This is a genomic window from Pseudomonas helvetica (assembly GCF_039908645.1).
GTDB classification, from domain to species: Bacteria; Pseudomonadota; Gammaproteobacteria; order Pseudomonadales; family Pseudomonadaceae; genus Aquipseudomonas; species Aquipseudomonas helvetica.
On the sequence record NZ_CP150917.1, the window covers coordinates 4,474,189 to 4,488,354 of the forward strand.

General features: G+C 57.2%; 11 protein-coding genes and 1 pseudogene. 7 read left to right on the forward strand and 5 right to left on the reverse strand.

Annotated features, from left to right (window positions below):
- Positions 1-33 precede the first annotated feature (33 nt).
- From AABM55_RS20825 to AABM55_RS20850, 6 genes are all read left to right on the forward strand, one after another.
- Positions 34-924: a 2-hydroxy-3-oxopropionate reductase gene (locus AABM55_RS20825; RefSeq protein WP_103315860.1), complete on the forward strand. Its 891-nt coding sequence runs from the start codon at positions 34-36 to the stop codon at positions 922-924.
- Between the two features lie 171 nt (positions 925-1,095).
- On the forward strand, positions 1,096-2,376 hold the full coding sequence (locus AABM55_RS20830) for a glycerate kinase (RefSeq protein WP_347927653.1): 1,281 nt from the start codon (positions 1,096-1,098) through the stop codon (positions 2,374-2,376).
- On the forward strand, positions 2,366-3,781 hold the full coding sequence (gene pyk, locus AABM55_RS20835; protein ID WP_347927655.1) for a pyruvate kinase: 1,416 nt from the start codon (positions 2,366-2,368) through the stop codon (positions 3,779-3,781). The genes AABM55_RS20830 and pyk overlap by 11 nt, the downstream gene beginning before the upstream one ends.
- Positions 3,782-3,968: 187 nt before the next feature.
- On the forward strand, positions 3,969-4,889 hold the full coding sequence (locus AABM55_RS20840) for an urea transporter (protein ID WP_347927657.1): 921 nt from the start codon (positions 3,969-3,971) through the stop codon (positions 4,887-4,889).
- Positions 4,890-4,910: 21 nt separating this feature from the next.
- Entirely contained in the window at positions 4,911-5,735 is an 825-nt protein-coding gene (locus tag AABM55_RS20845) for an ion transporter (protein WP_347927659.1), read from the forward strand.
- Positions 5,736-5,824: 89 nt separating this feature from the next.
- Positions 5,825-6,823 (forward strand): sulfate ABC transporter substrate-binding protein, encoded by a 999-nt coding sequence (locus AABM55_RS20850; protein WP_054593445.1) that lies wholly within the window; start codon positions 5,825-5,827, stop codon positions 6,821-6,823.
- A 62-nt stretch (positions 6,824-6,885) separates the two neighbouring features.
- Here the strand turns inward: AABM55_RS20850 and AABM55_RS20855 are convergent, their stop codons facing one another.
- The 5 genes from AABM55_RS20855 to AABM55_RS20875 form a co-directional block, all read right to left on the reverse strand.
- Entirely contained in the window at positions 6,886-7,515 is a 630-nt protein-coding gene (locus AABM55_RS20855) for a DUF5666 domain-containing protein (RefSeq protein WP_347927661.1), read from the reverse strand.
- 217 nt (positions 7,516-7,732) lie between these two features.
- Positions 7,733-8,068 carry a helix-hairpin-helix domain-containing protein gene (locus AABM55_RS20860; RefSeq protein ID WP_054593446.1) on the reverse strand — a complete coding sequence of 112 codons (336 nt, stop codon included), beginning with the start codon at positions 8,066-8,068 and terminating at the stop codon, positions 7,733-7,735.
- Positions 8,069-8,182: 114 nt separating this feature from the next.
- Positions 8,183-10,177, reverse strand: a complete 1,995-nt coding sequence (locus AABM55_RS20865; protein WP_347927664.1) for a nucleoside-diphosphate sugar epimerase/dehydratase — start codon at positions 10,175-10,177, stop codon at positions 8,183-8,185.
- A gap of 106 nt (positions 10,178-10,283) precedes the next feature.
- Positions 10,284-11,312, reverse strand: a complete 1,029-nt coding sequence (locus tag AABM55_RS20870) for a glycosyltransferase family 4 protein (RefSeq protein WP_347927666.1) — start codon at positions 11,310-11,312, stop codon at positions 10,284-10,286.
- Positions 11,309-12,277, reverse strand: coding sequence for an SDR family oxidoreductase (locus tag AABM55_RS20875; RefSeq protein WP_347930071.1), 969 nt, complete (start codon positions 12,275-12,277; stop codon positions 11,309-11,311). Before AABM55_RS20875 ends, AABM55_RS20870 begins: the two co-directional genes overlap by 4 nt.
- Before the next feature lie 573 nt (positions 12,278-12,850).
- Between AABM55_RS20875 and AABM55_RS20880 the strand changes: the two are divergent.
- A pseudogene (locus AABM55_RS20880) lies at positions 12,851-13,716 on the forward strand (transposase); the annotation flags it as partial.
- Positions 13,717-14,166 lie beyond the last annotated feature (450 nt).

A 14,166-nucleotide genomic window follows, 5' to 3' on the forward strand; every position in this document is an offset into this window, starting at 1 on the left:
CGAACAGAGCTATAAAAACAAGAGGATTTTCTCATGGCTAAAATCGGATTTATCGGCACCGGCATCATGGGCCACCCAATGGCGTTGAACCTGCAGAAAGCCGGTCACAGCCTGTTCCTGTCGGCGCACCACGACGCTGCTCCGGCTGACCTGGTTGCCGCTGGCGCGGTCGCCCTGGCGAGCCCGAAAGAAGTCGCTCAGGAAGCCGAATTCATCATCATCATGGTGCCGGATACCCCACAGGTCGATGATGTGCTGTTCCGTGCCGATGGCGTCGCCGCCGGTGTTGGCAAAGGCAAAGTGGTCATCGACATGAGCTCGATCTCGCCGACCGCGACCAAAGCCTTCGCGGCGAAGATCAACGAGAAAGGCGCGCAATACCTTGACGCTCCGGTGTCCGGTGGTGAAGTCGGTGCCAAGGCTGCGACCCTGAGCATCATGGTCGGTGGCGACAGCGATGCGTTCGAACGCGCGCTGCCGCTGTTCCAGAGCATGGGCAAGAACATCACCCTGGTCGGCGGCAATGGCGACGGTCAAACCGCCAAAGTGGCGAACCAGATCATCGTGGCGCTGAACATCCAGGCCGTGGCCGAAGCCTTGCTGTTCGCCTCGAAGAACGGTGCGGATCCTGCCAAGGTCCGTGAAGCGCTGATGGGCGGTTTCGCCTCCTCGAAGATCCTTGAAGTACATGGCGAGCGCATGATCAAAGGCACCTTCGATCCAGGCTTCCGCATCAGCCTGCACCAGAAGGACCTCAACCTGGCGTTGGCCGGTGCGCGCGAATTGGGCATCAACCTGCCCAACACCGCGGGCACCCAGCAAGTGTTCAGCACCTGCGCGGCCCTCGGTGGTAGCAACTGGGACCACTCGGCGCTGATCAAAGGTCTGGAACACATGGCGAACTTCTCGATTCGCGATAAGTAAGCCCTGCTACAGAGGGTCAGCCTGGCCCTCTGTAGGAGCAAGGCTTGCCCGCGATCGAATCGCTTCGGTGCAGCTGAAACACCGTGGTGTCTGGATCGCGGGCAAGCCTTGCTCCTACAGGGGCTATGTAAGTCTCGATATCCCCAATAACAAGAATTCCGGGAGCCCGCCATGTCGGTCGATCCGCAACAATTCCTGCGCGAGCTGTTTGCCACAGCCATCGACGCGGCCCATCCGCAGCATGTCCTCGAAGCCCATTTACCGAAAGATCGCAGCGGTCGGGTGATCGTCATTGGTGCCGGCAAAGCCGCCGCGGCCATGGCCCAGGTGGTCGAGCGCTGCTGGCAGGGTGAAGTGTCTGGCCTGGTGGTCACCCGCTACGGTCACGGCGCCCCTTGCGAAAAAATCGAAGTGGTCGAAGCCGCCCATCCGGTGCCTGATGCGGCCGGTCTGGCCGTGGCCAAACGGGTGCTGGAACTGGTCAGTAACCTGAGCGAAGACGACCGGGTGATCTTCCTGCTCTCGGGCGGCGGTTCGGCCCTGCTCGCCCTGCCCGCAGCCGGTATCACTCTGGCCGACAAACAGGCGATCAACAAAGCCCTGCTCAAATCCGGCGCAACCATCGGCGAGATGAACTGCGTGCGCAAGCACCTCTCGGCAATCAAGGGCGGCCGTCTAGGTAAGGCCTGCTGGCCAGCCACTGTTTATACCTACGCGATTTCCGATGTCCCGAGCGACCTCGCCACCGTGATTGCATCCGGCCCGACCGTCGCCGATCCGAGTACCTCGGCTGAAGCCCTGGCGATCCTCAAGCGCTATGCCATCGAGGTTCCGGTGTCGGTACGCAGCTGGTTGCAAAGCCCCGAATCGGAGACGGTAAAACCTGGCGACCCGAGCCTGGCTCGCAGCCATTTCCAGTTGATCGCCCGACCGCAGCAATCCCTGGAAGCGGCAGCGGTGAAAGCCCGCCAGGCCGGTTTCAGCCCGTTGATCCTCGGCGATCTGGAAGGCGAATCCCGTGAAGTGGCGAAAGTCCATGCCGGGATTGCGCGCCAGGTGGTGCTGCACGGTCAGCCGTTGGCGGCGCCGTGCGTAATTCTCTCCGGTGGCGAAACCACCGTCACCGTGCGCGGCAATGGTCGAGGCGGACGCAACGCCGAGTTCCTGCTCAGCCTGACCGACAGCCTCAAAGGTCTGCCCGGCGTCTACGCGCTGGCCGGTGATACCGATGGCATCGACGGCTCCGAAGATAACGCCGGCGCAATCATGACCCCGGACAGCTACGCCCGCGCCACGGCTCTCGGTTTGAGCGCCAGCGACGAGTTGGACAACAACAATGGCTATGGCTATTTCGCAGCGCTCGACGGGCTGATCGTCACCGAGCCGACGCGCACCAACGTCAACGACTTCCGCGCCATCCTGATCCTCGAGAGCCCTGAACATGACGCCTGATAAGAAGGTCAAAATCCTCGCCACCCTTGGCCCCGCCACTGACGGGATCGATGACATCCGCGAGCTGGTGCAAGCCGGGGTGAATATCTTTCGCCTGAACTTCAGCCACGGCGATCACGCCGACCACGCCCAGCGCTACCAGTGGATCCGCGAAGTCGAGCGCCAACTCAATTACCCGCTGGGCATTCTGATGGACCTGCAAGGCCCGAAGCTGCGGGTCGGCCAGTTTGCCGAGGGCAAGGTGCAACTGGTGCGCGGTCAGGCCCTGCGCCTGGACCTCGACGCCACGCCGGGTGACGAGCGGCGGGTCAACCTGCCGCACCCGGAAATCATCGCCGCGCTGGAACCCGGCATGGACCTGTTGCTGGACGACGGCAAACTGCGTTTGCGGGTGGTGACCAAGTATGCCGACGCCATCGACACCACGGTGCTCAATGGCGGCGAGTTGTCGGACCGCAAAGGCGTCAACGTGCCGCAAGCGGTGCTCGACCTCAGCCCGCTGACGGCCAAGGATCGTCGCGACCTGAGTTTCGGTCTGGAATTAGGTGTCGATTGGGTCGCGCTGTCATTTGTGCAGCGTCCTGAAGACATTCGTGAGGCACGCGCACTGATCGGCAACAAAGCCTTTTTGATGGCGAAAATCGAAAAACCGTCGGCCGTTGAACAACTGCGCGAAATCGCTGAGCTGAGCGACGCGATCATGGTTGCCCGTGGCGACCTCGGTGTGGAAGTACCGGCCGAGAGCGTGCCGCAGATCCAGAAAGACATCATCAGCATCTGCCGCCAGCTCGGCAAACCGGTGGTGGTGGCGACCCAGATGCTTGAGTCCATGCGTTTCTCCCCGGCGCCGACACGGGCCGAGGTAACCGACGTCGCCAACGCCGTGGCCGAAGGGGCTGACGCGGTGATGCTCTCGGCGGAAACCGCTTCTGGCGATTACCCGCTCGAAGCGGTGCAGATGATGAGCAAGATCATCCGTCAGGTCGAAAGCGGTCCGGATTACCAGGCGCAACTGGATGTCAGCCGACCAAAAGCCGAAGCCACGACTTCGGACGCCATCAGCTGTGCGATCCGCCGGATCAGCAACATCCTTCCAGTAGCGGTGCTGGTGAACTACAGCGAGTCCGGCAGTTCGAGTTTGCGTGCGGCGCGGGAGCGGCCGGCAGTGCCGATTCTCAACCTGACGCCGAACCTGCAAACCGCGCGGCGCTTGAGCGTGGCGTGGGGTGTGCACTCGGTGGTCAACGATCGTTTGCGGCAGGTCGACGAGGTGTGCTCCACCGCCCTGGAAATCGCCCAGGCGCAAGGCATGGCCAAGCGTGGTGATACGTTGTTGATCACTGCGGGTGTGCCTTTCGGTCAGCCAGGATCAACGAACTCGTTGCGTATAGAGACGTTGATTTAGCGAACAGCTTTTGTGGCGAGGGAGCTTGCTCCCGCTCGACTGCGCAGCAGTCGTGATACGTAATCCCGATTCATCCTATAAAAAACGGGATACGTTTTGGGGCCGCTCCGCGCCCCAGCGGGAGCAAGCTCCCTCGCCACGGGCTTGATGCAACTCCTTGGTGCTTCCTCTGCCCTTAGACCCCAACATGCCTGCCAACCACTTCAACACCCACTGCCCCGACTGGGCCACTGCCCTGCTCAACGGTTTCAGTCAGATTTTCCTCCAGCGTCATCCGCTGTGCGGCCTGCTGTGCCTGTTGGCCATCCTGTTTAGCGCTCCGACGTTACTCGGCGGCGCCCTGTTGGGTGGCGTGGCCGGTTTGCTCACTGCGCAACGTCGCGGCTATGCCAAGGCTGATCGCCAAGCCGGGCTCTTCAGCTACAACGGCGTCTTGCTCGGCCTCTTGCTGAGCCTGCAGTTCAGTTGGTCGGCCATGCTGCCGCCACTGATCCTCGCCAGCGGTGGACTGAGTGCGATCGTCACCCAGCAATGGCTCAAGCGCGCACGCGACCAGCATTTTCTACCCGCCTACACCGCACCTTTCGTGGGACTGGGCTGGATACTGCTGAGCGTTGCTGCCCCGGCTCACTCGATACCTGCACCACGTCCAGAACTCGATGCCTTGGGCCTGCTCGGCGCCGAGTTCAAAGGCTTGGGCCAAGTCATCTTCCTCGACCATCCTTTGGCAGGCGTGCTGATCGTCGTCGGGCTGCTGCTTGCCAACCGCCGTGCCGCGCTCTGGGCTCTGGTGGGTTCCGCCGCGGGTCTGCTCTGCGCCGTGTGGCTGAACCAAACGCCCGACGCATTGCTCGGCCTGTATGGCTACAACCCGGCGCTGGCCGCCCTCGCCTTCAGCCAGCAACGCCGCCAACCCTGGTTGCCGCTGCTGGGTATTGCACTGGCGATCCTCCTCACACCGGCGTTTGCTGCCGTGGGGTTGGCGACCTTGACCGCGCCGTTCATTCTCGCCTGCTGGTTGCTGCGCTCGGGTATTCGCCTGCTGCGCCACGCAACTACAGACAGTGCGCCTTGCCAAACCTCGGAGAATCAACCTAGGCTGCGCTGATTTATGGCCAAGGCGATTTGAATGGACAGCAACGACACGTGGCGTAAGCGCCTGTACGTGATGATTTTCCATACCGACACGGTGGCCGGGCGGCGCTTCGATAAAACGCTGCTGCTGATCATCCTTGCCAGTCTGGTGGTGGTGATCCTCGACAGCATCGATGACGTTCACCAGAACTTCGCCAACACCCTGGCGTACTTCGAGTGGGGCTTTACCCTGATCTTCCTGGTCGAGTACATGTTGCGCTTGTACTGCTCGCCCAGGCCGCTGCGTTACGCCTTCAGTTTTTACGGGCTGGTGGATTTGCTGGCGATTGTTCCCGGCATCCTTGCGATCTATTACAGCGATGCGCAGTACCTGCTGATCATCCGAATCATCCGTATGCTGCGGATCTTTCGCGTGCTCAAACTGCTCCCCTACCTGAAGCAGGCCCATTACCTGCTCGACGCCCTGCGCGGCAGCAAACAGAAAATCATCGTATTCCTGCTCAGCGTCTGCACGCTGGTAACGGTGTTCGGCACACTGATGTATGTGGTCGAAGGCCCGGAGCATGGCTTTACCAGCATCCCCAAAGGGATCTATTGGGCGATCGTCACCCTGACCACCGTCGGCTACGGCGACATCGTGCCCAAGACCGCTTTGGGGCAGGTCATCTCAGCGATGGTGATGGTCACCGGTTACTCGATCATCGCCGTCCCCACCGGGATTTTTACCGCCGAACTGGCCAACGCCATGCGCGGCGAACAGCAGCAACATGACTGCCCGGTGTGCCGCAAAAACCAGCACGAACACAGCGCGGCATTTTGCTCACGCTGCGGTAATGCACTGTTCAAGAAAATAGAATAAGCAAAGTACTTTTTAATCTTTAAAGGGATATGTAGCCCCGGCTATAGTCGACGGCAAATTGCCTTCATCTCGAACAAAAGGAATGTGCAGTGAAAAAGATCTTTGGCGCCTCACTTCTGGCCGCTGGCCTGACCCTCGCGAGCGTGGCCCAGGCCGCACCGACCCTGCTCAACGTGTCCTATGACGTGATGCGCGATTTCTACAAGGACTACAACACCGCCTTCCAGAAACACTGGCAAGCCGAGCACAACGAAAACATCACCCTGCAAATGTCCTTCGGCGGCTCCAGCAAACAGGCCCGATCAGTGATCGATGGCCTGCCGGCTGACGTCATCACCATGAACATGGCCACCGACATCAACGCGTTGGTCGACAACGGCAAACTGGTCCCGGACAACTGGGTAACTCGCCTGCCGGACCACAGTGCGCCGTTCACTTCCGCCACCGTGTTTATCGTGCGCAAGGGCAACCCGAAAGCCCTGAAAGACTGGCCGGACCTGCTCAAGGATGGCGTGCAGGTTATCGTGCCCAACCCGAAAACCTCGGGTAATGGCCGCTACACCTATTTGTCGGCGTGGGGTTACGTGCTGAAAAACGGCGGTGACGAGAACAAGGCCAAGGCCTTCGTCGGCAAGCTGTTCAAACAAGCCCCGGTACTCGACACCGGTGGCCGCGCAGCCACCACCACATTCATGACCAATCAGATCGGCGACGTGCTGGTGACCTTCGAGAACGAAGCGGAAATGATCGCCCGCGAGTTCGGTCGCGACCAGTTCGAAGTCATCTACCCAAGCGTCTCTGCCGAAGCCGAGCCGCCGGTAAGCGTGGTCGACAAAGTTGTCGACAAGAAAGGCACCCGCGCTGCCGCCGAGGAATACCTGAAGTACCTGTGGTCCCCGGAAGGCCAGGAAATCGCCGCCGCCAACTACCTGCGTCCGCGTGACCCGGCCGTTTTGGCCAAGCACACCGACCGCTTCCCGAAAGTCGACTTCCTGTCGGTGGAGAAAACCTTCGGTGACTGGCGCACCGTGCAGAAAACCCACTTCAACGATGGTGGGGTTTTCGACCAGATTTACAGCGGGCAATAAGCGCTGGATCAGCAATGAAAAAGGCGACCTCAGTAGTCGCCTTTTTCATACCCGCCGGTAACTCACATCGGCGGCGCGACGCCATCCTTGCCAGCCGAGATCGATTGCGCCGTCAGGGTGCCATCGGCGCTTTGAGTGGCGAACAACACGACCTTGACCCCGACTTTGAGCAGGCTGCGATCAGCCGGTGTCAGGTTGACGATCGGCACGTCCTCCGGCACCAGGATGGTCTGCTGGCCACCCTTGTAATTGACGGTCAGGATTCGGCCATTGTTGACCACCAGATCGCCGACAATGCCATTGGTCATGCTGCTGCCCTTGACCAGATCGAACGGACGGTGGCCGTCGCCGGTGCCAGCCATTTCAGGTGGGAACACATGCACTTCCAGTGCCTTGAGCGTGCCATCGTCTTGCGGTATTGCCGCTGAGCCAATGTAGCTGCCGGGCTTGATGTCTTCGATGTTGGCCGGGGTTACGGCGCGAACCTGGGTGTCCTTGGTCAACTGGATGATCACGTTCTCGCCCGTGTTGGCATGCACCTTCAAGACCTCTTCGGACACCCCGGTGACTTCACCGCGCACGCCGATGCGCATACCCGGTGCCTCCTCAGCCATAACAGCAGTGGCGATCAGCACGCTGCCCAGGGAAATCACACCGATGTTGCGTATCAGGCGACCAAACATCGTTTTCATGAGACCGGTTTCCACTGATGAGACGTTGAAAATGACTGATACCAAAGGGCTTAACCGCCCACACAAATCATAGGCGTTACGGTGCAAGATGAAAGTTTTGCGGGCAACGTCCTCTTGACCGTCTCGCAACGCTCTCTAACAGCCACTGCAAGACGCAATTAGGCGCACCAACGAAAAAGGCCGGTCAATGACCGGCCTCTGGCGCTAGCGCTACGAATCAGTTCACCTCAAGCTTGTCGCGATTCTTGTCCAGAATCGCCTTGCCGATGCCCTTGACCTCCAACAACTCATCCACCGATGCAAACGGTCCATTACTCTCACGATATGCAACAATCGCCTTGGCCTTGGCCTCACCTACTCCAGCGAGTTCCCGCTGCAGTGTCGTTGCATCCGCCGTATTGAGATCGACTTTTGCAGCCTCCCCGGACGGTGCGACCTGTACGGTCAATGGCGCGGTTACAGCCTCCGTGTTTGTCGCTGGCGCAGCGATAGCGGCAATAGAGGCGCTGGTCAGCAGGGCAAAAACCAGAGAGTAGAAATAGCCTGTACGCATAAGTGACGCTCCATGACATCGATAGGAAAGAAGCAGCTTTTCCGAAGCTGCCTCCCAAACCTAGGTCATGCTGTGAGCCTGTCAAAAATGTATCAGTTACAGGGTGTGTAACAATCAGGGTTCGAGACGGCGTTGCTGGTAGATCCAGTCGACGATTTCACCATCGGGGGTGTAGCCGCTGACGGTTTCGCGTAACAACTGACGAACCCGTGAGTAGTCATCCCGCTCGACAGCGCCGAGCAGCTCGGTCAGCCGCGCCTTGAGCACGTCCCAAGGCAGATGGTCTTCATTGGCACTCATGATCATTGGGTGCTGAGTCGCTGCGACGTTGTCGCCGATCAGTAACTCTTCATAGAGCTTTTCACCCGGGCGCAAACCGGTGAACTCAATGGCAATGTCACCTTGCAGGTTCTTCTCCGAGCGAATGCTCAAACCAGACAGATGGATCATCTTTTCAGCCAGCTCGACAATCTTCACCGGCTCACCCATGTCCAGCACAAACACATCGCCGCCCTGCCCCATGGAACCGGCCTGGATCACCAGTTGCGCCGCCTCGGGAATGGTCATGAAGTAGCGCGTGATCTTCGGGTGAGTCACCGTCAACGGTCCACCCGACTTGATCTGACTATGGAACAACGGGATCACCGAACCGGAAGAGCCCAGCACATTACCAAAGCGCACCATCGTGAACCGGGTCTTGTTGACACGCGATACATTGGCCTTGTCGCCCAGCAATACCGGCGCAATCTCACGACTAAGCGCCTGCAGTGTCATTTCGGCCAAGCGCTTGGTGCTACCCATCACATTGGTCGGACGCACGGCTTTGTCGGTGGAGATCAGCACAAAGTTGGCGACACCTGATTGCAAAGCGGCTTGTGCGGTATTGAGCGTACCCATCACATTGTTCAACACGCCTTCGGCGATATTGTGCTCAACCATCGGCACATGCTTATAGGCCGCTGCGTGGTAAACCGTTTCCACTTTCCAGGTTTTCATCACGTCCAGAAGCTTTTCCTGATGCCGGACAGAACCGAGGATAGGCAGCAGGCGAACAGACAGGGATTCACGACTGGCTCGTTTCTCCAACTCGGAAAGAATGCTGTAAAGATTGAACTCGCTGTGTTCAAACAGGATTAGCGTCGTAGGACCAAGAGAAAAAATCTGCCGGCAAAGCTCCGCACCGATAGAGCCGCCCGCACCGGTCACCATGACCGTTTTGCGCTTGATACAACGCTCCAGCAAATCAGGCTGAGCCGGTACCGAGTCACGCCCCAGCAAGTCGGCAATGTCGACCTCCTGGATGTCCTCGACCTTCACCCGCCCACTGGCCAGGTCAGTGAAATTCGGAACGCTACGGATGTGAAGCGGAAAGCCTTCCAGGAGATTCAGAATCTCCCTACGTCGTGCTCGCGTGGATGACGGCAGCGCCAGAAGAATTTCCTGCGCGCCGGTGACATCGATCATCTGCTGAATATGCTTGGGCTTATAGACCTGCAGGCCTGAAATAGAGCGATCCGCGATACTCGCGTCGTCATCGATGAAGGCCACAGGACGCATTACCCGCCCCATGCGAAGCGCCGCGACGAGCTGGTTGCCAGCAACACCCGCGCCGTAGATGGCGACCTTGGTCAAACCATCATCACGACTGGTGAACGGCACGTGCTGAGCGGCGGTGAACCAGTCACCCATGAAGTATTGACGCATGCACAGGCGTAAGCCGCCGATGATGACCAGGCTGAGCCACCAGTAGTTGAAGATGATGGAGCGCGGAACCACAGTTTGGTGATTGCTGTACCAATAGACAACGACTGCCAGGATCAGTGACGAGAGGCTGACGGCCTTGACGATGGCTATGAGGGCGTCGTTGCCGAAGTAGCGCATGACGGCACGGTACATGCCGAAGCGGATGAACAGGGGGATGGCGATAACAGGGGCGCAGGCGAAGAGCCACAAGTGGACTTTGAAAGGGTTATACATATCGTCGATGCCCAGACGCACGATAAAAGCCAGCCACAGTGCAGCCCAGACCAGCACGACGTCTGTCGCGACCTGTATCAACCTTTTCTGTCGGCGGGGTAGCCCTACCAGATACGCTCTGACTTTATCCATGAACCTTTCAAACACCTCAGCCTGCTCCCTTCAACTGGTTACATCAATGTGGTGAAACCTACGGGCGCAACGTTGTTACTTTAAACCTAAATGGCAGAACCGTTACTCAGATCTTCGACGAAGGGCCTTCGAGTTCTCCGGCATGGCACTTTACTGCCAGTACGATTAACGGTGCGTAAGCCAAAATCACTCCCAAAGCGCCGTCCAGACCATAGTTTGTTACGCAAAGAGCAATCGGCAAGAGCCAGAACAGATTGATCACACCAACAGCCAGGGTCACGGGCAAGTGTTTACCGAAACGGCGCGAGGCAAACTGATAGGCGTGGCTGCGATGGGCTTCATAGACCTTGTCCCCCCTGAGCAAGCGCCGTAACAGAGTGAACGTTGCATCGACAATAAACACCCCTAGCAAGATCAACCATGCCCAGAGCAATGACGGTGCAGTCCAAGCCGCCTGAAGCGAAAGCCCTCCCAATACAATGCCCAGAAATCCGCTGCCTGCATCTCCCATGAAAATCCTCGCGGGAGGAAAATTCCAGTACAGAAACCCCGTCACTGAAGCGGCGAGCAACAATGGACCCCAAATCAGACCTTCCAGACCTGCCAACCAATAAAGCAGGCATGCTCCCAAGCAAACACAAATCGCTTCTATGCTTGCGATACCATCGATTCCATCCATGAAGTTGTAGAGATTGAGTAACCACACCAGATAAAAAGCTGTCAGAACATGACCTGACCACCCCATATCGAGGTAGGTGCCGAACAGCTGAATGGGAGGCAATCCACCCAACCAACTCAGCAGCCAAACCGCCGCTACAAAATGGCCCAACAAACGCCAGCGTGCGGCGATATGTCCGTGGTCATCCATAAAGCCAATCAAGGCTATCGAGGCCCCTGCCCCCGCATTCGCGATAAATGCAGATGAAGAAATCAGCCCAACGGCGTAGAGACACCCCAATGACGCTATAAAAGCCACGACAATTGCGACGCCGCCACCTCGTGGTGTCGCAACCATGTGGGAACTTCGTGCATTCGGAATGTCCATCAGACTTCGAGATATCGCGTACTGGCGTAACGCGGCAGTCAGAAAAAAAGAAACACCGGCAGCCACCGGAATGAACCACGCATAATTCATTGTTTGCGAGACTCCAGAAAATGCTGTGCCGTCAATTTCAGTCCATCATCCAGACTTCCGGGAGGACGCCAACCCAATAGCTCGCGATTTTTTTTGATATCGACTTGCAATGAGCCGAAAAGCCGTTGCGCCATTGATCGGCGCCCCATCAGGCCTGCGAGAAACACCAGCAATCCAGCGGGAACGGGCGCCAGCCAGGTTTTTACACCCAGATAGGTGATAAGGCGTCGCATCAGCTGGGTCGTTGAAACATCTTCATCATCACTCACCAGAAAAACCTGATTGACCGCACGGGGATGATCAATGCATGTTTTTATCAGATCAACTACGTTTTCCAGTGACACAAGACTTCGGTGATTACGTACTGCGCCAAATGGTAGCGGAACGCCCTTTGCTAACAAGCACATCATTTGCTGAAAATTGGCGCCTACGCCAGCACCATAAATAAGTACCGGGCGGACTATGACAAGCTCTATTACGCCCGTCTTGGCAAGCTCCAACAACTTTTGCTCCGCCTCGTACTTTGAAATCGCATAAGGGTCCGAGGGCATCGGAATGTCATCGGCTGAAAATACAGTTCCAGGCGCAGTAGTTTCCCCATTGACTTTGATCGTACTTATAAAAACAAATCTTTTAACGCCTGCCTGTATGGCCTGACGCGCCAAATTAAGCGTTCCTTGCACATTTATAGCGCGAAATTTTTCCAGCGATTGTGCTGGATCTTCATGCATGACATGTACTCGGGCCGCAGCATGCACAACGACATCCACCCCCGAGAGAGACGTAGCCCAGTCAGTGGTGTTATCAATATTTGATATATAGATCTTGCTTACCGTTTCCGGCAACTTACTATCCATATTTCTGACTGGCGCCACAACCGAGGTATCGGGCAAAGCACAGAAGCACCTTGCCAAGGCATTTCCCAGAAAGCCTGTCGCTCCGGTTACAAGTATTTTTCTCGACATTTCAAACCGATTCAAAAGACTGATAGCAATGGAATAATCTATCACGAAAAAATGGCAGGATAAAATTTCCTGGCTATTCACAAGTTAATCTTACAAGCCTGCCAAATCTATCTGCTTGTAAGCTAGAACGCGATGCAAGAGCCCCCACACACACGCAGGAAAACGTTGCCCACACTCAACAAATCTGGCAGCTGAAGCCTGGTGTGTGCTACCGATTTCCATCAGGAGCCAGCAACCATGTTACGTCGATACGCCTTGTCGCCAAAATCGAAGAAATCTACCTCTAGCCCTAGCCAGTGGACTTCCGAAAACCCATCGACAGCCTTGCAGCCCTGGTGGAGTTGGACATCAAGGTCGCCGTGTGGGACCTGCGCTTTTCGTTTTTCTGAATTGCCACCGTAACCGCGTGAAAATCCTCTACTGCAAGCGCAACGGGTTTTGCCTTTGACTCAAGCGACTGGAGTCCGAACGCGTCAAAGCCGCTCCTGCCCCCTACTGACGAACCGATTGTTTCGAACGAGCATGAATTGGATGCCCGACAACCTCCCCGATGATCCGGCCCCGCTCAAGTAAATGCTTGTGCAGATGCTCAGCGAGCGTCAGTTGGACAAGGGCTAGATTGTTGACCCGAAAGAACAGATCAAGCTTTGCGTGAACGTTTCTTCAGGCGCAATTCAGAACAAACTGTTGATCCGCAGACACCGCACCTCGCGCTCTTTAACGAACCCGAAAACCTCGCGGTTCCGGTCACCGATGAGTTTGACGAAGAAGGCGTTGCCCCCGAACCAACGCAACCGCAAAACGCCGCCAACTGATCTACCGAGTACTGAAGTCATCCACAAACTGCCCGAGTCCGAACTGAGGCGCACGTGCGGCTGTCGTAAACACGTCATTGGCGAAGAAACCAGCGAGCAGCTGGAAATCGTGCGGATGCAAATCCACGTGATCAAACACATCCGCAAGGTCTATGCCTGCCATGACTGCGATACGCCGCAGGTCACTGCTGACAAACCAGCACGACAGATCATCCGGTTGTTGACTACACTTTCAGTCGCGCACAGGAGGTGCCGATGCGGTTGCTAGCCGATTATCGCGACTACCTGATGACTGACAATTACTCTGGCTATAACGGCTTGGGCGCCTAGCCGGGTGTCGAGCGCCTGGGTTGCCGGGCGCATGTGCAACGCAAGTATGTCAATGCGCAAAAGGTGCAGCCTAAAGGTAAGGCGGAGCGTGTCGATATAGCACTGACCACGATTAACAAACTGTATGGCATCTAACGTGAACTCAAAGACCTCACTGATGATCAGCGCTTTGCCGGTCGACAGGAAAAGAGCTTGCCGGTGCTCGCCCAACTGAAAAGTTGGCAGGAGAGAACTCATCCCCGAGTCACATCTCAAAGCGCCTTGGGAAAAGCCGTCGGTCATTTGACCAGCAACTGGCTGCTCAGTGACACGTCCAAGGCCGCCACTGCCGGCACACCGCTCAAGCCCCCCCAAAAAATGCGTGCCGGCCCAGAGGAAACGTTTGTCAATCAATAAACAAGGCTTGAAAAAACCTCAAAAACTCGCGAAATAGGCCGCGGGCTCTCTGAGATTCTTCCGATGAGTCGCCCGCTCGGTTACACTGCGTCAATTTTTGTCTCCGTGATCCGCGAAATGCTGGTGAAAAAGACAGCTCAACTGTGAACGCTATTCGCCCCTATTGAGTCAGTAGATGGTAAATAAAACGCTTGCTGATTACGGGTGAACTGAACCTGCAATGCGGGAAAATCCCCCGCCAAACGCTCTCAAGAAAAAAAATAAGGAGGGATGAAGTAGCCGGAGACTGATACGTAGCCTTATTTTCCGACCTGGAGGGAGGAGAAAGCGCGAACTCATGATCTATTT